Here is a 23524-nt window from a genome sequence, read left to right as displayed (position 1 = left end):
GGCGAAGGAGACGAACATGGGCGCTGCCAGGGAATCCGTGAGCAACGAGCCGATCGCGGTGATCGGGATCGGCTGCCGTTTCCCAGGGGCGCGCGACGCCGGAGAATTATGGAACCTGCTCCTCGACGGCGGTGAGCGAATTCGTGAGGTTCCGCCGGAAAGATTTGACATCAACCTGTTCCACGACGCCACTCCGCAAACTCCCGGCAAGATCGTCACCCGGTGTGGGGGATTTCTGGACGGTATCGACCAGTTCGACGCCGCCTACTTCCGTGTCTCGCCGCGTGAGGCCGCGCAGCTGGACCCCCAGCACCGGCTGCTGCTGGAGACCACCGCCGACGCCCTGCGCGACGCCGGTCTGACCCGCGAGGCGCTCGGCCGCACGGGGGCGTTCGTCGGCCAGATCTCCCGGACCTACTGGGAACTGTTGAGCACCCGGGGCATTCTCGACGTCTACTCCAGTCTGGGCACCATGGGCTCCGGCGCGTCCGGTCGGCTCACCCACGCCTTCGACCTGCGCGGCCCGAGCGTCTCGGTCGACACCGCGTGCTCGTCGTCGCTGGTGGCGGTGCACACGGCCTGCCGCAGCCTGCGCGCGGGGGAGTGCGACGTGGCCATCGCGGGTGGGGTCAGCCTGATCCTCGGCCCGGCCGACTCGATCGCCTACTCCCAGGCGAACATGCTGGCCCCCGACGGGCGCTGCAAGTTCGGGTCGGCGTCGGCCAACGGGTTCGTCCGCAGCGACGGGATCGCCGCCGTCGTGCTCAAGCCGCTGTCCCGCGCGGCGGCCGACGGCGACCGGGTGCACGCACTGATCCTCGGCACGTCAGCGCTCAACGACGGTACCGGCGCGTCGATGATGACCCCGTCGCAGGCCGGTCAGGCGGCGGCGCTGCGCGCGGCCTACGCCGACGCCGGTATCGACCCCGCCGAGGTCGGCTATGTCGAGGCGCACGGCACCGGGACCCCCGTCGGGGATCCGGTGGAGCTGGCGGCGATCGCCGAGGTGATCGGCGCCGGCCGCGACCGGCCGCTGGCCGTGGGGTCGGTCAAGACCAACATCGGTCACGCGGAGGCCGCCGCCGGCATGGCCGGGCTGATCAAGGCCATCCTGTGCGTGCGGCACCGGCACATCCCGGTCAGCCTGCACGCCGAGGACCTCAACCCGGCCTTCGACTGGGACGCGCTGCCGGTCGAGGTGGCCCGCACCGCCCGGCCGTGGCCGACCGACGGGCGCGCCGTCGCGGGCGTCAGCTCCACCGGCCTGTCCGGCACCAACGTGCACGTCGTCGTCGCCGAGGCGCCGCCGCCGCGGCCGCGTGCCACGGCCCCCGACCAGGCCCGGCTGCTCACCCTCTCCGCGCGCGACCGCCGGGCACTGCGGGACCTGGCCGAGTCCACGGCGAGTCTGCTGGACTCCGGTGCGGCGCCGGACATCTGTCACACCGCCGGCGCCCGTCGGGACCACCACGAGCACCGGTTGACCGCCGTCGGCGCCACCGCCGACGAACTCGCCGAGCGGCTGCGCGCGTATCTCGCCGGCTCCCCGGCGCGCGGTCTGGCCGCCGCGACCGCGCCGGGCAGCCCGCCGAGGGTGGTGTTCGTCTTCCCCGGCCAGGGTTCCCAGTGGGTGGGCATGGCTCGCGAGTTGATCCGCACCGCCCCGGCGTTCGCCGCGACGTTGGCCGAGTGTGACGCGGCCGTGCGCGCCGAGGCGGGTTGGTCACCGATCGAACGGCTGGCCTCGGACGCCGAGTTGTCCTCTGTGGACGTCGTGCAGCCGGTGCTGTGGGCGGTCGAGGTGGCGTTGGCCGCGCAGTGGTCGGCCTGGGGTGTCCGCCCGGATGCCGTGGTGGGCCACAGCATGGGCGAGGTGGCCGCCGCGTGCGTGGCCGGCGCGTTGTCGCTGGCCGACGGGGCGGCGGTGATCTGCCGGCGCAGCGCGCTGCTCACCAGGGTGTCCGGCCGGGGCGCGATGGCGTCGGTGGAGCTGACCGTCGAGCAGGCGGAGGCCGAGATCGGCGCGTATGCCGACCGGGTGTCGGTGGCCGTCAGCAACAGCGCCGGGTCGACCGTGCTGTCCGGCGACCCTGGGGCGCTGGACGAGATCATCGCCGGGTTGGCCGGGCGGGAGGTGTTCGCCCGCCGGGTGAAGGTCGACGTCGCCAGCCACAGCCCGAGGATGGACGAGCTGCGCGCCGACCTGCTCGCCGCTCTGGAGAGCGTGCGCCCCCGCGCCGGCACCGTCCCCTTGATGTCCACTGTGGACCAGCGGGAGGTGTCCGGCGACGCGCTGACCGCCGGGTACTGGGTGCGCAACCTGCGCGAACCGGTCATGTTCGGCGCGGTGACCCGGGAGCTGGCCGGCCGGGCGCCGACGGTGTTCGTGGAGATGAGCCCGCACCCGGTGTTGGTGCCGGCGCTGGAGGAGACCGTCGAGGACGCCGGCCAGGGCACGGTCGTCGGCTCCCTCCGCCGCGACGAGCCAGAACTGGAGACCCTGCTGCACGCCGTCGGCCAGGCCCACCTCGCCGGTGTCCGGCTGGACTGGGCGCTGATCAACCCCGGTCGCCACACGGACCTTCCCGCCTACCCGTGGCAGCGCAGCCGCCACTGGTTCGCCGACACGCCAACGGCGCACCCCCTGCTGACCGGCCTCACCCGCTCGCGGACCGGCGGCTGGACCGGCCGCCTCGACCTCACCGCGAACGCCTACCTGCGCGACCACCGGGTCCAGGAAACCGCTGTCCTCCCGGGTTCTGCCTACGCCGAGCTCCTCCACGCCGCCCTCGGCGGGGACCGGGGAACGGTGGAACTCCGCGACGTCGTCCTCCACAACGCCATCTACCTGGACCCCGCCCCGACCGTGCTGGTGGAGATCACCGGCGACCAGGCGACCGTCAGCTCCCGCCCCGACGACACCCGGCCCTGGGTGACCAACGCGACCGGCACCGTCGTGCGCCACACCCCGGCCGCTCCGGCGACGGCCGCCGCCTACCTACGCGGTGTCGTGCGCGACCACTGGTCCGGCCCGGACTTCTACGGCCGTTTCGCCGGTGGTGGCAACGAGTGGCGGGGCGCGTTCCAGGGCATCGTCCGTCTGTGGCGTGGGACCGACGAGGCGACCGCCCACCTGGCCGCACCACCGGCGATCGTGGAGTCGTTGCCCAGCCACACGTTCCACCCGGCCCTGCTCGACGCCTGCTTCCAGGTACTGGTCGGCGTGATCGAGCCCGCCGACACCGCCGATTCGCTGCTGCTGGGCGGCTTCGACTCGTTGCGGGTGTACCGGGAGGTGCCGGCGACCGGCCTGCGCTGCCGCGCGGTGCGGGTTCCCGGCGGGCGGCCGGGTTCGGTCGCCGGGGACCTCACGGTGACGGACCGGGAGGGCGTGGTGGTGGCCGAGATCAGCGGCCTGTGGTCCCGCGACCTCACCGACACGCCGACCGCGCGACCCGGGGAGCCGCTGGGTCAGGCCGGGGATTCGGGTGGGTTCGCGGGAGCGAACCGCGCCGATGACCTGGGCCGGCCCGAGGAAGCGGGGCAGTGGGTGGAATCGAACGGGCTCGGGGGATCGGGTCAGGGGTCGGACTGGACTGTCGAGTCGAGCCGGGTCGCGGGGGAGTTGGGGAGGGACGGTTCGGTGGACGAGCTGTTGCACGAGGTTCGGTGGCGGTCGGCGCCGCAACTCTCGCCTGATACCCGTCTCACCCGGTGGGTGGTGTTTCTGGATGACGGGGGGATCGGGTGGGATCTCGCCGCCCGGTTGGGGGGCGACGTGGTGACCGTTGCCGGGGGGGACGGGTTTCGGGATCTCGGCGGCGGGCACTACGAGATCGATCCGGCGTCGGCGGCCGATTATCGGGCGGTGCTGGGGGTGCGGGACGACCGGCGGTGCGGGGTGGTGCACCTGTGGGGTTTGGACACGGCCGGGCCGGTCGATGCCTCGGCGGTTCGGACGGTTCCGCCGTTGGTCGCGGCGTTCGAGGAGCCGGTTGATCTGTGGCTGGTCACCCGGGGCGCGCAGTGCCTCGACGGTGACCCACTCGTGGTGCCGGCGCAGACGATGCTCTGGGGACTGGGGCGGTCGCTGGCCGCCGAGCGGGCCGATGTCCGTACGGTGCTGGTCGATCTGGCCGCGGGGACTCGGACCGCCGCCCAGTTGGCCAGGGAGGTCGGCGCCCGCGACGACGGGGAGAACCAGATCGCCCTGCGCGCCACGGGGCGGCATGTTGCCAGGTTGGTGCGTGGCGTGACGGCTGCCCGGCACACCGGGCAGGGCGATCCGGGGCCGGGACAGGTGGCGGTCGACGTCGCGCACGTCGCGTCCGGTGTGTGTGGCGGCACCGTGGTCGCGCTGGGAGCGGGAGTGGCCGGGGTGACGGTCGGGGACACCGTGGTGGCGGTGGCGCAGGGCCCGGTCGCCGACGCCCGGCTGGTGTTCGCCGCACCGGGGCGGCTGGGGCTGGCGGAGGCCGTGGTGTCGTTGGGGGCGCACCTTGTCGCGTACCTGGGTCTGCGGGAGTTGCGGGCCGGCGGGCGGGTGCTGATCCACCCGGCGTCCGGGCCGGTCGGGCTGGCGGCGGTCCAGTACGCCCGGCACCTCGATGCCGAGGTGTACGCGACGGACGACGACCCGGACCGGCGGGCCCTGCTGGGGATGGCGGGGTTGCGTCAGGTCGGCGGCGAGTCGACGGTCACCGGCGATGTCCTGGCGCAGACCCGGGGGCGCGGGGTCGACGTCGTGCTCGTCACGCGGCCGGGGGAGCCGGTTCCGGCGGTGCTCGCCCCCGGCGGAACCGGGGTCACCGCGCCGGAGTTGGCGGCGTTCGCCCACGCCCGGCCGGACGAGACCGCCACGGCCCTGCGGCGGGTGCTGGCCCTGCTCGACGCGGGACTGCTCGGGGCGATCCCCGGCCAAACCCGGGGCGGCGACCCGGCCGCCCGGTTCGCGATCCGTCCCGACGGGACCTATCTGGTCACCGGCGGACTCGGCGGTCTCGGCGGGTACGCGTGCCGGTGGTTGCTGGACAACGGCGCCGGGCACGTGCTCGCCGTCGGGCGGTCGGCGGCCACCGCGCCCGACCCGCGGATCACCTACGCGCGGGCCGACGTCACCGACGAGGACGCGCTGCGGTCGCTGCTGGCCGAGTCCGGGCTGCCCCCGGTCCGCGGTGTGATCCACGCGGCGGGCGTGCTCGACTTCGCCGCGTTCGACGAGTACACGCCCGGGCACCTCGACGCCATGCTGGCACCGAAGGTCGCCGGCGGCTGGGCCGTGCACCGGGCGACGCTCGGGCAGCCGCTGGACTTCTTCGTGCTGTACTCGTCCGGCACGTCGGTGTTCGGGTCGGCGCACACCAGCGCGTACGCGGCGGCCAACGCCTATCTCGACGGGCTGGCCCACCACCGGCGCCTCGCCGGCCTCCCCGCGACCAGCGTGAACTGGGGCTACTGGTCGGGCGCCGGCATGGTCGTGCGCCTGGAGGCCGCGCGCGGCGAGTCGGTCGTGCCCACCGGCATGTCAGCCTTCGGCCCCGAGGAGGCCATGCCCGCCCTGCACACCCTGCTGACCCGCGGCGCCGTCCAGGCCACGGTCGTCGCCGCCGACTGGCCCCGCTGCGCCGCCGAACCCGACCTCGCCCGCAACCCGCTGCTCCGCGACCTGCTCACCGCTCCGACGCCGGTGCGTCGCGCGGCCCCGCCGACGTGGACGGCCCCGTCGCCCGCGGCTTCGGAGAGCCTGCCCACGGCGGTCGCCACCACGAGGCCGGTGCCACCGCCCGCACCGCCGAGGCGGTCGGCGGGTTCGCCTCGGACGATCCCGAAGCCGGCGCCGCCGGCCCGGCCCGTGGCGGCACCACCGGCGTCGCCTCGACCGGTCCGCGCGGAGGAGGCGACGCCTGCCACCGCACCGGCGCGGGACCTGTCCGTCGTGCTGGCTGACGCGGTGGCCTCGGTCATGGGCATGTCGACCCACGACCTCGATGTGACCGCCCCGCTCAACACCATGGGCTTCGACTCGTTGATGGCCGGCCAGGTTCGCTCCAGGGTCCGGGAGGCGACCGGCCTGCTGGTACCGATCACCCGGATGCTCAGTGGCCGCTCGGTCACCGAACTCGCCTCCGGTCTCCACGAGCAGGCCGGCAACGGAGGCGCCCGGTGACCCGCACCCCGCTGACCGCCTACCAGCGCGACCTCTGGACCGCCTGCGCCGCCTTCCCCGGCCGGCCCAGCTACAACGTCGCCGGCCGGTTGCGTTTCACCGGGGCGGTCGACGCCGACGCGCTGGCCGGCGCGGCCCGGCGGATGCTCGCCCGCCACGACGCGCTGCGCCTGCGGTTCGGGGTCGACGACGGCGTCCCCTACCAGTGGGTGGACACCGAGCCCGGGCCGGTCGAGGTGGTGGACCTGTCGGGGGCGGCCGACCCGGAGGCCGCCTGCACCGCCTGGATGGACGAGCGCGCCCTCGAGCCGGTCGACCTGACCGCCGGGCAGATCTGCCGCGCGGCCGTCGTCGTGCGGGACGCGGCGGTGACCTACCTGTTCCTCCGGGCCCACCACCTTCAGGTTGACGGCACGGCCCTGTTCGTCGCCCTCGCGGAGCTGTTGTCGGGGGCCGATCCGGACGGGTCCTTCCTCGATCACGTCGGGCGGGAGCGGGAGTCGCGGAACTCGCCGGAGTGGGCCGGCTCGGCCGAGGCCCTGAAGTCCGCGATGGACGGTGTGGTGCCGGCGCTGTTCACCCGGCGGGCGAACGGAGAACCGCCCGGGCGGCACACGTTCACCATCGACCGGGCGACGTTGGACCGGTTCGCCGCCGGGGAGCACACGTTCTACGCCCACCTGGTCGCGGCGGTCGCGACCTACCTCGGCCGGGTGCACTCCGCCGGGGAGGTCGTCGTCGGCATTCCGTTCGACAACCGCGCCGATCCCCGGGACGCGCGGGTCGTCGGGAACCTCGCCAACACCGTGCCGGTCCGGCTGGCGCCCTCGGCCGCCGCGTCGATGGCCGAGCTCGTGGGGCAGGCCCAGCACCAGGTCCTGGCCGCCAAGGAACACGAGCGGGTCGCGCTGGGCGACCTGCTGCGTGCACTGCGCACCCGCCAGCTGTTCGACGTCACCGTCACGTTCACCCGGATGCCCGACGGCCTGCTCGACGGCCTGCTCGACGGCCTGCTCGACGCCGTCGACCAGTGGCAGGGCTGGCCGCACGGCCACACCCCCTACCCGCTGGCGATCGCCGTGCGGGAGTACGGCCGCGCCGACGACGTCGTCGTCGAGCTGGACCACGACCCGGCCGTGTTCGACGACGACCTGCCGATCGAGTCCGTCGGCCGGCACCTGATGGCGCTGCTGCTCGCCGGGCTCGACCGCCCGGACGAGCCGCTGTCCCGGCTGCCGATGCTGACCCCCGCCGAACACCACGACCTGGTCGTGGAGCGCAACCGGACCACCGTCGCCTACCGGGACACCGAGACCGTGCACGGCCTGTTCGCCCAGCGGGTCGCCGCCCATCCCGAGCGCGTGGCCGTGGCCTGGCAGGGCGGGGCCCTGACCTACGCCGAGCTGGGCCGGCGGGCCAACCAGCTGGCGCACGCCCTGCGCGCCACCGGGATCCGGCCGGGGGAGCGGGTCGCGGTGGCGATCGAACGCGGTCCGGAGCTGCTGGTGGCCCTGCTCGCGACGCTGACGGCCGGCGGTGCCTACGTGCCCGTCGACCCCGGTCACCCGGCCGAGCGGATCGAGTTCCTGCTGGCCGACAGCCGGGCCGGCGTGCTGCTGGTCCGGGGCGACCCGCCGGCCGCCGTCCCGCCGGGCACCACCGTGATCGACGTCGACGCGCCCCGGGACGAGCCGGCGACCGCGCCGGAGCCGACGGCGACCGCGCGCGACCTGGCCTACGTCATCTACACCTCCGGCTCCACCGGCCGGCCCAAGGGCGTGCTGGTCGAGCACCGCTCGGTGGTCAACCGGCTGGCGTGGATGCAGCGGTTCACCCCGCTGGGCCCGGACGACGTGGTCCTGCACAAGACCCCCAGTTCGTTCGACGTGTCGGTGTGGGAGCTGTTCTGGTGGGCGGTCGAGGGTGCGGGTGTCGCGTTGCTGCCGCCCGGCGCGGAGAACGACCCGCTGGCGATCCTGGACCGGATCGCCGCGCACGGCGTGACGGTCGTGCACTTCGTGCCGGCCATGCTGGAGCCGGTGCTCGACCTGCTGGAGCGCCGGCCCGACCTCCTCGCCCGGATCCGCACCCTGCGCGCGGTGTTCTGCAGTGGCGAGGCGTTGCCGGCGCGGCTGGTCGAGCGGTTCGACCGGGTCACCGCGGGCCACCGCCCGAGACTGGTGAACCTGTACGGGCCGACCGAGACGACCGTCGACGTCACCTACCACGAGTGCGCGCCCGGCGGTGAACGCGTGCCGATCGGCCGCCCGATCGACAACACCCGGGTCTACGTCCTGGATCCCGGTGGTCTGCCGCAGCCCGTCGGCGTCGCGGGGGAGCTGTGCGTGGCGGGCGTGGGCGTGGCGCGGGGCTACCTCGACCGGCCGGAGCTGACGGCGCGGAGGTTCGTCGACGATCCGTTCCACCCCGGTCGGATGTACCGCACCGGGGACCTGGCGCGCTGGCTGGCCTCGGGTGAGCTGGAGTACCTCGGGCGTCTCGACCGGCAGGTCAAGATCCGAGGGAACCGGGTCGAGCTGGGCGAGGTCGAGCACGCCCTGGCGGCGCTGCCGGACCTGCGCGACGTGGTGGTCGTCGACGTCAGCTCACCGGAGCGGGGCACCCACCTGGTCGCGCACTACGTCGCCGGCCACGACCTGCCGGTCGAGGACCTGCGGGCGCACCTGGCGCAGCGGTTGCCCGGCTACATGATCCCCGCGCGGTTCCACCGGATCGACCGTATCCCGCTGTCCCCCAACGGAAAGGTCGACCGGGCGGCGCTGCCGGCGGCTCCGGGGCGGACCCCGGCGCCGGCCACCGGCACGCGGGCGACGCTGGCCGGGATCCTCGCCGAGGTCCTGGAGGTCGACCAGGTCGGGCTCCACGACAACTACTACGCCCTGGGCGGCGACTCGATCCTGGTGCTGCGGGTGTGCGCGCTGGCCGAGCGCCACGGGCTGGACCTGCGACCGCACGACGTCGCCGAGCACCCCACGGTCGACGGTCTCGCCGAGGTCCTCGCCGGCCGGTCCGCCCCGGTGTCCCCGGCGCCCGGCCTGGCCCCGTTCGCGCTGGTCGCCGGGGTCGACCGGCCCAAGGTCGCGCACGCGGCCGACGCCTACCCGGTGACCCGCCTCCAGCTGGGCATGTTGTTCCACAGCCGCGAGCACGACGGCTCGACCCGCTACCGCGACGTGTTCCGCTACCGGCTGCGGCTGGACTGGCACGAGGACACCTTCCGCGCCGCGTTCGCCGCGCTCGTCGCCCGGCATCCCGCGCTGCGGACCTCGTTCCGGCTCGGTGACCTGACCGAACCGTTGCAGCTCGTGCACCACGACGTCGCGCCGCCGCTGGAGATCGACGGCGCGGACACCGTCGACGCGCACGTCGAACGCTGGCGGCGCCGGGACTACCGGCTCGACCGCGCCCCGCTGTTCCACGTGCGGGTCCGGCCGCACGGGGACACCGTCGACCTGGTGATCGCCTTCCACCACGCCCTGTTCGACGGCTGGAGCCTGGCGACGCTGCTCGCGGACCTGCTCACCGACTACCGCCGCCGCCTCGGCCACGACGTCCCCGCCGAACCGGCCGTCGAGCCGCCCGGCTACGCCGAGTTCGTCGCCGCCGAACGGGCCGCGCTGGCCTCGGAACCCAGCCGGGAGTACTGGCGGGAGCTGCTGGCCGGTTCGCGGGCGACCACCCTGCCCGGGTTCCGCCGCCACGAGCCCCGCGCGGCCGCCGGCCGCACCTCGGTGTGGCGGGACCTGCCGCCCGCCCTGCACGCCGACCTGACGGCGTTCGCCGCCGGGCGCGGCCTGCCGGTGAAGTCGGTGCTGCTGGCCGCGCACTGTCTCACGCTGCGCCTGTTCTCCGGCGAGACCGACCTGACCACCGGCCTGGTGAGCCACGCCCGCCCCGCCCGGGCGGGTGCGGACCGCGCGGTGGGCCTGTACCTGAACACGATGCCGCTGCGGGTCGGCACGGAGTCGGTGACCTGGGGCGGGCTCGCCGAGCGGGTCGCCGCCCAGGAACGCGCCTCGGCCCGGCACCACCAGTACCCGTTGAGCGCGATCCAGGACGATCTGGGCGGCGATCCGGTGCTGGAGACCTCGTTCAACTACGTCGACTTCCACCAGCTGCGGGCCGCCGGGATCGAGCTGCTGGGTGTCGAGGCCCACGAGGAGACCAACTTCCTGCTGGCCGTCACCGCCGCCGTCGACCCGCGTACCGGTGGGTTGGCGCTGCGCGTGGACGGCGACCCGGCGGTGATCACCCCCGGCCAGGCCGACCTCATCGCCGAGTCCTATGTGGACATCCTGGGGCTGGTGGTGCGCAAGCCGGACGACCAGGTCGACCTCGGCGTACTGGCGACCCCGCCGGCCGCCGAACCGCTGGCCGACCCGCCGCACGTGGTCACCCTGTTCGCCCGGCAGGCCGGCCGCACCCCGGACGCGGTCGCCGTGGTCGACGGCGACCGCCGGTGGGACTACCGCACGCTGCACGAGGCCGCCGGCCGGGTCGCGCACACCCTGCGATCCCTGGGCGCCCCACGGGGTTGCCGGATCGGCGTCGCGCTCGAACGGTCACCGGAGGCGGTCGCCACGGTCATCGGGATCGCGCTGGCCGGCGCGGCCTGCGTCCCGCTGGACCTCACCTACCCGGCGAGCCGGCTGGCCGACCTGCAGGACCAGGCCCGGCCCTTCCGCGTGGTCGTCGCCCCGCGGCACGCGCACCTGGTGACCGACCCGGCGACCGTCCTCCCGGTCACCGACGCCCTGACCGGCCCGGCGCCGTCCGACACCGAACCACCCGCGCTGGCCGACACCGCCTACGTCCTGTTCACCTCCGGGTCCACCGGCCGGCCCAAGGGCGTCGCGCTGCCCCACCGCGCGCTGGCGAACATGGTGACCTGGCAGCTGGCGGCCTCCAGCGGCCGGATCGAGGGCCGCGCGCCGCACACCGTGCAGTACGCCCCGCCGTCGTTCGACGTGTTCTTCCAGGAGGTCTACGCCACCCTCTGCGGCGGCGGCACGCTGCACCTGGTGTCCGAACAGGACCGTCGGGACCCGGTGCGGCTGCTCGGGATGCTCGACCGGGCCGGGGTGGAGCGGATGTTCCTGCCCTACGTGGCACTGCAACAGCTCGCGGTCACCGCGCAACGCCTGTCGCTGCGCCCGCGCGCGCTGCGGATCATCGCCCCGGCCGGTGAGCAGCTGCGGGTGACCGACGAGATCCGCGCGCTGTGCAAGGGAATGACCGACCCGATCCTGGAGAACCAGTACGGCCTGACCGAGACCCACCTGGTCACCGCGTACACGATGGATGGTGACCCGGACGGCTACCCGGAGCTGCCACCGATCGGCCACCCGGTCGACGGCGCGGTCGTGCGGGTGCTCGACGAGCGGCTGCGGCCGGTGCCCGACGGCGTCCCCGGCGAGATCTTCCTCGGCGGCAACAGCCTGGCCGATGGCTACGAGGGTCGCCCCGACCTCACCGCCGAACGGTTCGTCCGCGACCCGTACGGCCCGCCCGGCGCCCGCCTGGTCCGCACCGGTGACCTCGGTCGGCGCCTGCCCGGCGGCGCGGTCGTGTGTGACGGCCGGATCGACCGGCAGGTCAAGGTGCGCGGGTTCCGGGTGGAGCCGGCCGAGGTGGAACTGGCGATCCTCGATCTGGCCCCGGCGGTCCGTGAGGCGGCGGTCGTCGTGCGGGCGGCCGGCGGCGCCACCGCGGCCGACGGCGACGGCTACCTGACCGCGTACCTGGTCGGCGACCGCGACGCCGTCGACCTGGCCGCGTTGCGCGACGCGCTGCGTGCCCGGCTGCCCGAGCACCTCAACCCCAAGTACCTGGAGTGGCTCGACGCCCTGCCGCTGACCCCCAGCGGCAAGCGGGCCGACGCCGTTCTGGCCGCCCGCCGGCCGGCCGACACCGGACGGCCGCCCTACGTCGCGCCGCGCGACCCGGCCGAGCGGGCGATCGCCGACATCGTCTCGGAGGTCCTGGGCGTCGACCGGGTCGGCGTGCACGACGACTTCTTCGCCGTCGGTGGAACGTCGCTGAGCGCCATGCGGCTGGTGGTGACCGTGGAGAAGCGGTTCGGTGTCGAGCTGTCGATCGCCGGGCTGACCGCCGCGCCGACCGTCGCCGGCCTGGCCGCCCAGCTCGGCGAGGTCCGCGCGGCACCCGACCCGCTGGTGCCGCTGCGCACCGAGGGCACCGGGCCGCCGTTGTTCCTGGTGCACCCGATCGGCGGCAGCGTGCTGCCCTACGTCGGGCTCGCCCGGTACCTGCCGGACCGGCCGCTGTACGGGTTGCAGGCCGCCGGGATCGACCCCGGCACCCGCCCGCGCACGTCGTTCGCCGACATGGCGCGCGACTACGTCGACGCGATCCGGCGGGTCCAGCCCGACGGGCCCTACCACCTCGGCGGCTGGTCGCTCGGTGCGACGATCGCCGCCGAGATGACCCACCTGCTGGTGGCCGCCGGCCAGCGGGTCGAGCGGCTGGTGTTCGTCGACCCGCTGCACGTGCGGGCCTCGGAGTCCACGGCCGACCTGGCGCACACCTGGTTCCTCCGGGAGCTGCTGCACCGGTGGGACGCCACACCGGTCGCCATTCCGTCCGATGTGGACACCGAGGAGGGTCGACTGCGGTTCGTCCTGGACCAGGCGGTCGCGGCCGGTGTGCTGCCGGCCGGCGCGTCGCTGAACCTGGTGCGCCGGCTGTTCGGTGTGTTCTCCGCCGCCCTGGCGGCCGGTTCCGGGTACCAACCACGTCCGGTGCCGGTCGACGTCGCCGTGGTCAACGCCGCCGGGCCGCTGCCGGAGATCCTGGCCGGCGCGCTGCGGCCGTCCGCGACGCGACTGTCCACCGGCCGGGTCCGGACCGTCGAGGTCCCCGGCGACCACTTCACGATGATGACCGAACCGCACCTGCGGCGGGTCGGCGAACAGATCGCCGCCGCGTTGCGCCGGCCGCCGCTCGTGCGGGTCGACCGCCCGGCCGCCGGGGTCGCGCTGGTGACCCTGGACCGCGCCGGCACCCTCAACGGGATCGACCGCGCCCTGGCCGCCGAGCTGACCGGGACCCTCACCGCGCTCGCCGCAGACGACACCGTGTCGGCGGTCGTGCTGACCGGCGCCGGTCAGGGCTTCAGCGTCGGCGCCGACATCGGTGAACCGGCCGGGCTGCTGGCGCCGGCCCTCGCCGCGCTGCGCCGGCTCGGGGCGGTGACCGTCGCCGCGGTCACCGGCCCGGCGCTGGGCGCGGGACGGGAACTCGCCCTCGCCTGTGACCACCGGATCGCCGGCCCGACCGCCCTGTTCGGCGCGCCGGGCGAACCCGTGGTCCGGGCGGCCGAGGCGGTCCGGCACGGGCTGGTGACGGCGATCGCGGACGATCCGGTGGGCGAGGCGATCACGGTCGCCGCCCAGGGAAGGAACGAGGTGGCGGCATGAGGATCGACTTCGGTGAGCACGCCGAGACCATCGACCGGGCCGTGGAGGCCATCGTCGAGACCGAACGCGCGGGGTTCGACGGCGCGCTGGTGGCCGAGACCCGGTTCGACCCGTTCCTGCTGCTGACCGCCGCGGCCGGCCGGACCTCCCGGGTCGAGCTGATGACCTCGGTGGCCATCGCCTTCGCCCGCAACCCGATGACCGTCGCCATGCAGGCCAACGACCTGCACGAGTTGTGCGGCGGGCGGTTCGTGCTCGGCCTGGGCACCCAGGTCGAGGCGCACATCACCCGCCGGTTCGGCATGCCGTGGGCCGACCCGGCCTCGCGGCTGCGGGAGTTCGTGCTGGCCGTGCGGGCGATCTGGCGGTCCTGGGAGACCGGCGAGCGGCTCGACTTCGCCGGCGAGCACTACACGCACAACCTGATGACGCCGATGTTCGCCCCCGGCCCGAACCCGTACGGCAACCCGAAGATCTACCTCGCCGCCGTCGGCCCGACGATGACCGAGGTCGCCGGTGAGGTCGCCGAGGGCCTGGTGACCAGCCCGGCCACCACCGAGCGCTACCTGCGCGAGGTCACCATGCCGGCGCTGGAACGCGGCCGCGCCAGGGCGGGCGCGACGATGGCCGGCTTCGGGATCAGCTGCGCGCTGGTGTCGGCCGTCGGCTCGAGCCCGGCCGAGCTCGACGCCGCGATCACCTCGGCCCGCCAGCGGGTCGCGTTCTTCGGGTCGACCGCGACCTACCGCCCGGTCTTCCGCCTGCACGGCTGGGCGGACCTGCACGAGACCCTCTACGAGCTGTCGGTGCTGGGCCGGTGGGACGAGATGACCGCGCTGATCGACGACGAGGTGCTGCACACCTTCGCCGTGGTCGGCACGCCCGACGAGGTGGCCGACCAGCTGACCACCCGCTACGGCGACATCGCCGATCGGGTCGGTCTCACCAGCACCGACCCGATCGACCCCGCCCGGTGGACGCACACCCTCGCGTCCCTGCGGGCGGGTCAGGCGCTGTAGCCCTTGGGCGGGATCAGGGAAGCCAGCTGGTCGAAGGTCAACCAGTAGATCTGGTTGCCGCTGAACGACGCCGGGTCGGCGATCAGCACGGTGCGGTTGACGTCGTTGTAGCCGATCACGGTGAAGTAGTGGTAGATCGTCTGGCCGGGCGGGTAGCCGGGCGGCTGGTTCCCCGGCGGCGCGACGATGTTGGCCACGATCGGGTACCCGTTGTCGATGTCCAGCACGATGTCGCGCCACAGCAGGTCCTTCTGCGCCTGCGTCGGCGGGTCGTTGGGCATCTCCTTGGTCTCGTACCAGCCGACGTAGCCACCCAGGACGCGGGTGACCTGGCCGATCCAGTCGGTGCCACCGGTGTGCGTGCCGAGTTCGGCGGCCAGCGACGCCTGGCTGCGGTAGACCCCGCGCGCGGACAGCGCGATCCGGGTGGCGGCCGGGCCGCACCAGTAGCCGGTCTCCTGGACCTGGTAGTCGACTTGCAGGACGTGTTCACCGGCCGGCGTGACGGTGGCCGGCTTGGCGCTCGGCGCCACCGGTGCCGGTCTGGGTTCGGCCACGCTGACCGGCGCGAGGACGAGCGGCGGGACGACCAGCGCGACGGCGATCGCCGCCGCGGCAAGGGGTCTGGTCCTGGACATGGTGCCTCCTCCCGACGCTCCGGACCATCGGTTCCGACGCTCCGGAGTATCGTGATTACTCCACGCGATGGTGACAGGGTTCGTGGCTGGCGGACCAGCTACTTTCGTCGGACCGGCGAGGCGCACCTGAGCCAGGGCGCAGGTGCGCCATAACCACCCGTTCCGGTCATCATGGGCCGGATCGGTCGTGTTCACGGTGACGCACGGCATGTCGGTGGCTACGTTCCGGAACCATGCGTGCGAACCTGTTGGCCGCCCAGGATCTGAAGATCGACTGGGCGTCGATGCCCACCTACAACACGATCATGTCGGTGGCCGCCGGTACCGGTCTGCTGCTGGTCGTGCGCCTCGCCGGCCTGATCATCGCCGGCCGGCCGTGGCGTCCGGAGGGCTGGGCGCTGGCGTTCGCCGTGCCGGGGTTCATCCTCACGACCACCGGCCTGCACATGACGCTGACCTGGCCGCTGGCCGCCGGCGGCTTCCCGTTCGACAACATCATCTTCGGTGAGCCGAGCCTGGCCTTCGGCGTGCTGATGCTCGCGGCGGCGTTGTACCTGTGGAAGCGCGGAGCCGAGCTGCTGGAGTCGACCGATCCCGGCGCGGCGCTGGCCCAGCTGGCGGCGCCGATGTCGGTGTTCGTGGTCGGTCTGGGGCTGGCGTCGTTCGGCATCGCGGCGGCCGGGGTGGGCTACGAGCTGTTCGCCGCGCCGCCGCAGGAGCCGATCTCCGGGGCGTTCGCCGACTACCCACTGGTCGAGGCGATCTTCATCTCCGGGCTCTACGCGCTGGTGGGCGTCGGCGCCGTGCTGTTCCCGTTCGCGCTGCGGCCCACCGGCGGCGGTGTGCTGAGCGCGCTGCGGATCGTCTGGGGCCTGGCGGGTCTGGCGTTCCTGTTGTTCGGCGCGATGAACTACTTCACGCACATCGGGTTGATCGTCAACACCATGTAGCGCGGCGAAGCCTCCTTGTGGGTGATGGACACACCGGCAGATGAATATGACACTCGTTCACGTTCCCTGCTCCTGGAGGTGTGTCGATGAAGACCACACGACCGGTGCGCCGGTTGGTCCTACCCCTGCTCGTCGGCCTGCTCGCCGCCGTACTGCCGGCCGGCACCGCCACAGCCGCCGCCCCGTCCTACGTCGCCCTCGGCGACTCGGCGGCGTCCGGTCCGCTGATCCTGCCGCCCGACCTGTCCGAACCCGGCTGCTACCGGTCGAACATCAACTACCCGAAGCTGGTGGCCGAGGACATCGGCGCGCCGATCACCGACGTGACCTGCTCCGGCGCGGACACCCGCGACATGACCAACTCCCAGGGCACCGACTTCGGTGACGTGCCACCGCAGTTCGACGCCCTGTCCGCCGACACGACCCTGGTGACCCTGCACATCGGTGGCAACGACGCCGGACTGGTCGGCCTGGCGGAGTCGTGCCTGAACCTGCTGCCCGACCCGATCGGCACCTCCTGCGAGGAGACCAACACCGCCGGCGGCGGGGACGTCTACGGCGAGCGGGTCGCCGCCGTCGGCCCGAAGGTCGCCGCCGTGCTCGACGGCATCCACCAGCGGGCGCCGGCCGCGCGGGTGTTCGTCGTCGGCTACACCACCTACCTGCGGCCCGACGGCTGCTACCCGAAGGTCCAGGTCTGGGCGCGGGACGCCAACTACATCCAGGCCAAGATCGACCAGCTGAACCAGGTCCTGGCCGACGCGGCCGCCGCCCACGGCGCGACCTACGTCGACATCCGCACCCCCGGCATCGGCAAGGACGTGTGCGCGTCGTCGTCGGTGCGCTGGACCGAGCCGTTCATTCCCGGCAACGTCGCCGCGCCGCTGCACCCGAACGCCCGGGGAATGGCCGGAATGGCGGACGTCGTCACGGCCGCCGTTCGCTGACTGTCCACTGAATTCCTGATCAGAATGCCTGGCCGGCATTCCACGATCGGCGTCAGGGTCGCGAGTTCCCTTTCCGCTTCCGGTGGATGCCCCGAACCGGGCACGAGGTGCGAGGTTCGGGGCACGCCGGTGCGAAAGGGGCGCGCGGCCCTGCCCTGACACCGGTCGCCGGGACATTTTCGGCACGGGATGTCGATTCCGGGGTTTCTCGTCCGTCGTAGAGGTGAAGCCACCTGAACGCGGAGGTCTGACGTGTCCGAGGCGTACCTCCCGGCCGACCCGGTCGTCGACGACGACCGGCTCCGGCTGATCTTCCTGTGCTGCCACCCCGCGCTGCCCCGCGACGGCCAGATCGCGTTGACGTTACGGATGGTCTGCGGGATGCGCACGGCCGACATCGCGGCCCTGTTCCTCGTCCCGGAGACCACCATGGCCACCCGGATCGCCCTGGCCCGGCAGGCCTCGACCGGGCTCCCGTTCGAGATGCCGCCGGCCAGCGCCCTGCCGGACCGGGTCGACGCGGTGCTCACCGTGCTCCACCTGCTGTTCACCGCCGGGCACACCGCGCCATCGTCGGACACCCTGACCCGCGAGGACCTCGCCGGCCAGGCGGTCGGGCTGGCCCGCGCACTGCATGCGCTGATGCCCGACGAACGTGAGGTCGGCGGCCTGCTGGCGCTGCTGCTGCTCACCCACGCCCGCCGGGCCACCCGCACCGACGCCGACGGGCGGCTGCTGCTGCTCGACGAACAGGACCGGTCGCGCTGGGACCGGGCGACGATCGCGCAGGGGTACCGGCTGGTGGTGCACGCGCTGCGGGCCGGACCGCCGGGGCGGTTCGCGTTGCAGGCCGCGATCGCCGCGCTGCACGCCACCGCGCCGACCTACGCCGACACCGACTGGGAGCAGCTGCTCGACCGCTACGACCAGCTGCTGGTGGTGTGGCCCTCGCCGGTGGTGGCGCTCAACCGCACGGTCGTGGTGGCCATGGTCGACGGCGTTGCCGCCGCGCTGGTCGCGCTGACCGCGCTGGAGCGGGACCCGAACCTGGCCCGCTCGCACTACCTGCCCTCGGTGAAGGCCGACTTCCTGCGCCGCCTCGGCCGCTACCCCGAGGCGGTCGCGGCGTACCGCGTGGCGGCCGGACGCACCGGCAACCGGGCCGAGCGCGAGTTCCTCGCCGGGCGCATCGCCGAGTGCCAGGCCTGCTGACCCGTCAGCCGGGGGTGGCCGCCAGGTGCAGGGTCGCGCCGAACTCCAGCACGATGCCGCCCTCGGCGTGCATCCGCCGGGCGCCGTCGTGGAACTCCGCGCGGAACCGTTGCGCGGTGGCCGGCGGCAGCGCGGCGACCGCGTCGGCCAGGCCCTGGTCACCCAGCCACGTCCACAGCCGGTCCGGTCCGTCGAGCGTCTTGGGCGCGTGCGCCCCGGTCCTGGCCGGGGCGGTGAACCCGGCGGCGGTCAGCAGCCCGTCGAGCTGGTCGGCGGTCATCGGTTCGGCGCCGGTCCCGCCGCCGAAGTAGCGCCGGTTCAGCTCGTGAAGCCAGCCGAGACGGCCGACGGTCTGGCGCTCCAGCGACACCGCGACCCGGCCGCCGGGTGCCAGCACGCGGTGGAACTCGGCGAGCGCGCGTGCCGGGTCGTCGAGGACCTGCACCACGAACCCGGCGGTCACCAGGTCGAACGAGCCGTCGGGGACGTCCAGCGCGCCGGCGTCGCACTGGCGCACGGTCAGCGTCGGGTGGTCGGCGGCCAGCCGCCGGCACATGCCGGGGGAGGAGTCGACGGCGGTCACCGCGCAGCCGGCGGCCAGCGCCGCCCTGGCGACCGCGCCCCGGCCGGCGCCCACGTCGAGCACCCGGTCGCCGGCGGCCGGCGCGGCCAGGTCGACCAGCCGCCGGCCGAGGTCGGCGACGTAGAAGAACAGGTCCTCGTAGCGGTCGGCCAGCAGGTCGTACTTGCGGCGGCTGTGTTCGGTGCTGGTCACGAGCGTTGAGACTAGGAACGCGGCGGCACCGGTCATACCGCCGTTGGAGCGGTGGGTCAGTCGCGGGCGCGGGCCGGCACCCGGTCGACGAGCGCGATGGTCGCGCGGGCCAGCGCGACGGCGGCGGCGGCGCCGATGGTGTTCATCAGCCAGTCGTTCGTGTCGCAGGCCCGGCCGATTCCGGGAACGAGCGCCTGAACCGCCTCGATCGCCGCGGAAATTCCGGCCCCGGCGGCGAACACCACCACCGGACGGCGGGTGGCGAGCGCGGCGAAGAACGTGAGCGGAAACAGCAGCGCGACGTTGGCGAGCAGTTCCACGGTGCCGAACGTGGGAAGGGCGAACTGCACGACACAGAGAATTTCCGACCGGGGCGTGGACGTCGGGACGAGCGTCAGCACGACTACCGGGACCGCCGACGCCACGATCATCGCCACCAGCGCCCGCCGCCCGAATCGCGAGCGTGCCAACAGGTACCCGACCGTGACACAGACGACGGCGACCAGCACCAACGCCAGCGGCACCAGCGCGGAGTTGTCCAGCAGGAAGTTGGTGATCATCGTCGGGGCGGAGTCTACCCGGAGGAAAATTCCACCCTGGTGACGTGGTGATCGCGGTTACACTGTGGGTAGTCGATTCTCTGGGGGAAACCTGGCTCATGGTGCCTGTGCGACAGTTCTTACGCCGGCTGCAGTGGCGTCCGGCCGGCTCGACCGATCCCGAACCCGTCGTCGCCTTGTTGGGGCCGTCCGGATCGGGAAAAAGCACCACATTGCGCGCATTGTCCACCGAATGCGGCGGCACCATCGTCCACGCCCGTCTCGACTTCGCCGAACACGAGGAACTGGACGCCGTTTCCGCGGTGGCGTTCATCGCCTTTCTGCTGATGCGCGACTGGCGCAATCTGCGCCGCCGGCCCACCTTCCACCGGCTCGGCCTGGCGCTGCTGGCGCTCAACGAGCAACTGGAACGGGACCGCGCCGCCGCCCAGGCCCAGATCCGTGACCTGATCGGCCAGTACGTCGACGGTCAGCCGATGGTCCGGGCGGGGGACCGGGTCGTCGAGCCGCTGTTCACCGCCGCCGAGATCGCCTCCGCCTTCACCAACATCACCCTGCCCAACGCGGCCGTGCGGGACCGGGCCAAGCCGGTGATCGCCGCGCTGGTGCGGCGGGCCGAACGCTGGCGGCTGCGCGGCGCGTTGCGGTGGCACCACGCGCTTCCCGAGGCCGAGGACGCCAGCACGGTCGACTCGCTGATCGCGTTGAGCACCGTCCACCGGGGCGACGCGCTGAGCTACGTGACCAGGGCACTGCTGGCTGACATCGAGGACTTCACCCGCAACCACCCGCCGGCGCGCTCTGGCTGCGACTGCCTGATCCCGCCCGGCGCGGCCACCGGCCACCACGACCACGTCTGGCTGCTGATGCTCGACCACGTCGAGTCGGCGGTGGGCGACCAGGTCCTCCAGGCGCTGGCCACCGCCAGGCAGCGGCGGGCGGGCGAGGAGGACGGCCCGGCGCCGGACCCGCTGCTGGTGGTCGCGGCGGCCGGCCGGTGGCGGCCGGCGTGGGGACAGTGGTGGCGTGAGCCGTGGCGCACCGGGGCCGGCGACCGGGAGCCGATCCCGCTGTTCTCGTCGGCCGAACGCGCCCAGTGGCTTCGGCACGCGCGGCAGCCCGTCGCGCCACGGACGAATCCGGCCCGGGCGTGGTACCCGGTGTGGCTCGACTCCGTTCCGGTCGACCGGCTGCTCGGCTCCGACGCCGGCACCGAACTCGGTGTCGTGGTGTCCCGGCTGGCTTCGGGCCACCCCGGCGCCGCCGGCGACATCCTGACCCAGACCGACGCCTCCCGCACGGCCGCCGGTGACGACCAGCCCGCCCCGACCGTGCTGGACGCCCGGGACGACGCCGGGATCCCGTTGTGGCGCAGGGCCGTTCCCGGTCTGCTGCCCGACGGCGGGCCGTGGCCGACCGTGCCGCCCCCGGTGGTGGTCGCCGCCCGGCTGAGCGAACCGGGCCGCGCGGGCGACGACCTGCCGGCGCACCGCTTCCCGGACGCGGTGCAGACCCTGCGGGAACTGCGGGGCGCCTTGTGGGTCAGCACGTTCGCGGCGCGACCGTCGCCGCTGTGGCCGATCGGCCGTGGCGACGAGGAGCACCCGGCCACGCTGCATCCGTGGCTGTCCCGCAGCCTGCTCGCCGGTCTGGCGGCCGAGGGCGCCGACGCGTGGGTGGACCTGTTCGCCGGGGTGTACGAGATCGAGCCGGATCCGAGCCGCACGCTGTTCCGCGACCTGGCGCAGGGCCGGTTCGGTGACGTCGTCAAGGAACTGGCCGGCCTGTTCGACACGGTCGACCACCGCGCCTGGGTACGGGCGCTCGACGACGCGACCAGCGCGCCGTGCCGGCTGCCGCACACGGAGCCGTTCGCGGTGTCCTACCGGCGGTTGGCGCCCGACCACGTGCCGGGCCGTACGGCCCTCGAGTCCGCGGTCACCAGCGTCACGGCGTTGCTGTGGCTGTACCGGGATCCGTTGTCGGTGCCCGGCCCGTTGCACGGGGACGTGGCGAAGGTGCCGTGGCACAAGCAGGTTCGGCTCGGCTTCGAGAAGCTGGCGCACGTCTCGGCCCGTTCGGAGGTCAGCGCGTTGGAGGAGGCCGCCAGCCAGTTCGAGACCCTGACCTGATCACTGTCACTGGGGGGAGCTGAGGACACGTGGGCGTCGAGCCGGCGAAGTGGGCGAGAAGGCATCGGGCGTGGGCGTCGGTGGTGGCCTTCTGCGTTGTCGCCGTCCTGGTGGTCGGCGTGGTGGCGGTGGTGCGGTGGGTGAGCGCCCCGGCGCTGGCGTGCGGCGAGGGCACGGCCGTCAACCCGGCGGAGACGGCGTGCGTGGGGGTGAACCTGGCCGGCGGCCCGATCAGCCGCGACCAGCCGGCCCGGCTGACGGAGTTGGTGGCCGACATCGAGCGGAACAACGCCGCGGTCACCGGTGACAACTACATCTCGTTGGCGTTGTTGCTGAACCTGTCCCCGGTGAAGAACGTCGACACGACGGCCTACGACGGTGTGTACCGCAGTGTCGAGGGCGCGATCGCGGCGGTGTGGCGGGCGAACCACACCACGGCGTTCAGCGGGAGCATCGGTCAGGAGCGGGAGCCGAAGGTCAAGCTGTTCCTGGCCAACATGGGCAGTGAGAACGCCGACTGGGAACAGGCGGTCGACCAGATCGACGCCAACGCGGCGGCCCACCACATCACGATGGCCGTCGGTCTGGGGCAGAGCACCGACAACACCCGCCGGGCGGCGAGGACACTGGTGCGCGAACACGGAATCCCGGTGATCGGCGCGACGGTGACCGCCGACACGATGAACCTCGACATCGAGGACGGCTCGATGCTCGACGGGTTCTTCCGGGTGGCCCCGACGAACTCCGACTCGGTGGTCGCGGCGGCCCGCTACATCACCGAGGGCCTTGGCGTGCCGATGGACCGGGTGGCGATCGTTGAGGACACCGTCACCTCGGACGACTACGTCTCCACCCTGGTGGCCGCGGCGCACGAGAGCCTCCCGACCACCCACCGCTTCCCGTTCACCTCCCCGAAGATCGACGACGACGTCGAGGCAAGGGCGGACTCGCTGCGCGGTCAGTTCGGCTACCTCACCGTGAACCTGTGCGCCGCCGAACCCGAAGTGGTCTACTTCGCCGGCCGAGGCGCCGATCTGGGGACGTTCGCCCGAACCCTCGTCGAATCGGGCACCGACTGCGGCCCGGGCCCGGTGACCATCCTCACCGGCGACGACGGCATCCAGGCGATCCGCGACGACGACGTCGCCGCGGCCCTGTCCGACCCCCGAAACCTCGTGCGAGTCCAGTACACCGGCCTCGCCAGCCCCGACAAATGGGGCGGTTGTGGGGGAGACCCGGACACGGATGGCGAGCGCGCGAACTACAACGCGTTCCAGTCGGCGTTCACCGGCCAACCGGCGTGCGGCGTCGACACCACGGCCGCCGACGGCACCCCCCGGCTCAGCTACCCACTGGAGGACCTGGACAACGGCCAGGCCATCCTGACCCACGACGCCGCCGGCCTGGCGGTGGTCGCCGCCCGCCGGATCGGCCCGAGCGCCGTCAGCAACCCGATGTCCCAGATCGGTGCGCTGCAACAGACCCGCTGCCAAACGGTGTTCCCGGGAGCGAGCGGCATCATCCAGTTCAGCGCCGACCCGGCCCACCACGGCAACCCGATCGGCGTCACCCTGCCAGTACTGAACATCACCGCGGACCGCCGGGCCGAAACGATCCCACCCGGTTGGTCCACCGGCGGCCCCTCCCCGACCGAACACTGCTGAC

The 23524-nt window shown here is 73.6% G+C and carries 11 protein-coding genes; 8 read left to right on the top strand and 3 right to left on the bottom strand.

The annotated features are described in order from the left end of the window. Positions 1–16: 16 nt before the first annotated feature. From BLA60_RS08085 to BLA60_RS08075, 3 genes are read left to right on the top strand one after another with little or no spacing between them, the layout of a single operon-like run. Positions 17–6166 carry a type I polyketide synthase gene (locus tag BLA60_RS08085; RefSeq protein WP_084734748.1) on the top strand — a complete coding sequence of 2050 codons (6150 nt, stop codon included), beginning with the start codon at positions 17–19 and terminating at the stop codon, positions 6164–6166. Further along, entirely contained in the window at positions 6163–13626 is a 7464-nt protein-coding gene (locus BLA60_RS08080) for a non-ribosomal peptide synthetase (protein WP_075132171.1), read from the top strand. The genes BLA60_RS08085 and BLA60_RS08080 overlap by 4 nt, the downstream gene beginning before the upstream one ends. Beyond that, positions 13623–14645, top strand: coding sequence for a TIGR03617 family F420-dependent LLM class oxidoreductase (locus tag BLA60_RS08075; protein WP_075132170.1), 1023 nt, complete (start codon positions 13623–13625; stop codon positions 14643–14645). Before BLA60_RS08080 ends, BLA60_RS08075 begins: the two co-directional genes overlap by 4 nt. Here the strand turns inward: BLA60_RS08075 and BLA60_RS08070 are convergent. Then, positions 14633–15283 (bottom strand): C39 family peptidase, encoded by a 651-nt coding sequence (locus BLA60_RS08070; protein ID WP_075132169.1) that lies wholly within the window; start codon positions 15281–15283, stop codon positions 14633–14635. The two genes, BLA60_RS08075 and BLA60_RS08070, sit on opposite strands and share 13 nt — an antisense overlap. A 233-nt stretch (positions 15284–15516) precedes the next feature. On the opposite strand from BLA60_RS08070, the gene BLA60_RS08065 reads away from it, so the two are divergent. The 3 genes from BLA60_RS08065 to BLA60_RS08055 all read left to right on the top strand — a co-directional run bounded on the left by BLA60_RS08065 (position 15517) and on the right by BLA60_RS08055 (position 18392). Next, positions 15517–16233 carry a DUF981 family protein gene (locus tag BLA60_RS08065; RefSeq protein WP_075132168.1) on the top strand — a complete coding sequence of 239 codons (717 nt, stop codon included), beginning with the start codon at positions 15517–15519 and terminating at the stop codon, positions 16231–16233. 86 nt (positions 16234–16319) lie between these two features. After that, positions 16320–17180 carry an SGNH/GDSL hydrolase family protein gene (locus BLA60_RS08060; RefSeq protein WP_075132167.1) on the top strand — a complete coding sequence of 287 codons (861 nt, stop codon included), beginning with the start codon at positions 16320–16322 and terminating at the stop codon, positions 17178–17180. Between the two features lie 252 nt (positions 17181–17432). Next, positions 17433–18392 carry an RNA polymerase sigma factor gene (locus BLA60_RS08055; RefSeq protein ID WP_075132166.1) on the top strand — a complete coding sequence of 320 codons (960 nt, stop codon included), beginning with the start codon at positions 17433–17435 and terminating at the stop codon, positions 18390–18392. 4 nt (positions 18393–18396) lie between these two features. Here BLA60_RS08055 and BLA60_RS08050 read toward each other — a convergent pair whose 3' ends face one another. Both BLA60_RS08050 and BLA60_RS08045 read right to left on the bottom strand, forming a co-directional pair. Further along, positions 18397–19167 carry a class I SAM-dependent methyltransferase gene (locus tag BLA60_RS08050; protein ID WP_075132165.1) on the bottom strand — a complete coding sequence of 257 codons (771 nt, stop codon included), beginning with the start codon at positions 19165–19167 and terminating at the stop codon, positions 18397–18399. A gap of 56 nt (positions 19168–19223) precedes the next feature. Continuing rightward, on the bottom strand, positions 19224–19727 hold the full coding sequence (locus BLA60_RS08045; protein WP_075132164.1) for a VanZ family protein: 504 nt from the start codon (positions 19725–19727) through the stop codon (positions 19224–19226). Positions 19728–19948: 221 nt separating this feature from the next. Between BLA60_RS08045 and BLA60_RS08040 the strand changes: the two genes are divergently transcribed. Together BLA60_RS08040 and BLA60_RS08035 are read left to right on the top strand one after the other, a co-directional pair. Then, positions 19949–21859 carry a hypothetical protein gene (locus BLA60_RS08040; RefSeq protein WP_075132163.1) on the top strand — a complete coding sequence of 637 codons (1911 nt, stop codon included), beginning with the start codon at positions 19949–19951 and terminating at the stop codon, positions 21857–21859. 29 nt (positions 21860–21888) lie between these two features. Further along, positions 21889–23523: an ABC transporter substrate-binding protein gene (locus tag BLA60_RS08035; protein WP_075132162.1), complete on the top strand. Its 1635-nt coding sequence runs from the start codon at positions 21889–21891 to the stop codon at positions 23521–23523. The last annotated feature ends 1 nt before the right edge of the window (position 23524 follow it).

Origin of the sequence: Actinophytocola xinjiangensis, from assembly GCF_001921215.1 — a bacterium.
Lineage (GTDB): Bacteria > Actinomycetota > Actinomycetes > Mycobacteriales > Pseudonocardiaceae > Actinophytocola > Actinophytocola xinjiangensis.
The sequence above is the reverse complement of the archived record's forward strand: the minus strand, read 5'-3'. Positions and strand labels throughout refer to the sequence as shown.

Bases quoted from the DNA above. Each gene is read 5' to 3' on its own strand.
- BLA60_RS08085 (WP_084734748.1), top strand. From the start codon at position 17: ATGGGCGCTGCCAGGGAATCCGTGAGCAACGAGCCGATCGCGGTGATC.
- BLA60_RS08075 (WP_075132170.1), top strand. From the start codon at position 13,623: ATGAGGATCGACTTCGGTGAGCACGCCGAGACCATCGACCGGGCCGTG.
- BLA60_RS08070 (WP_075132169.1), bottom strand. From the start codon at position 15,283: ATGTCCAGGACCAGACCCCTTGCCGCGGCGGCGATCGCCGTCGCGCTG.
- BLA60_RS08065 (WP_075132168.1), top strand. From the start codon at position 15,517: ATGCGTGCGAACCTGTTGGCCGCCCAGGATCTGAAGATCGACTGGGCG.
- BLA60_RS08060 (WP_075132167.1), top strand. From the start codon at position 16,320: ATGAAGACCACACGACCGGTGCGCCGGTTGGTCCTACCCCTGCTCGTC.
- BLA60_RS08045 (WP_075132164.1), bottom strand. From the start codon at position 19,727: ATGATCACCAACTTCCTGCTGGACAACTCCGCGCTGGTGCCGCTGGCG.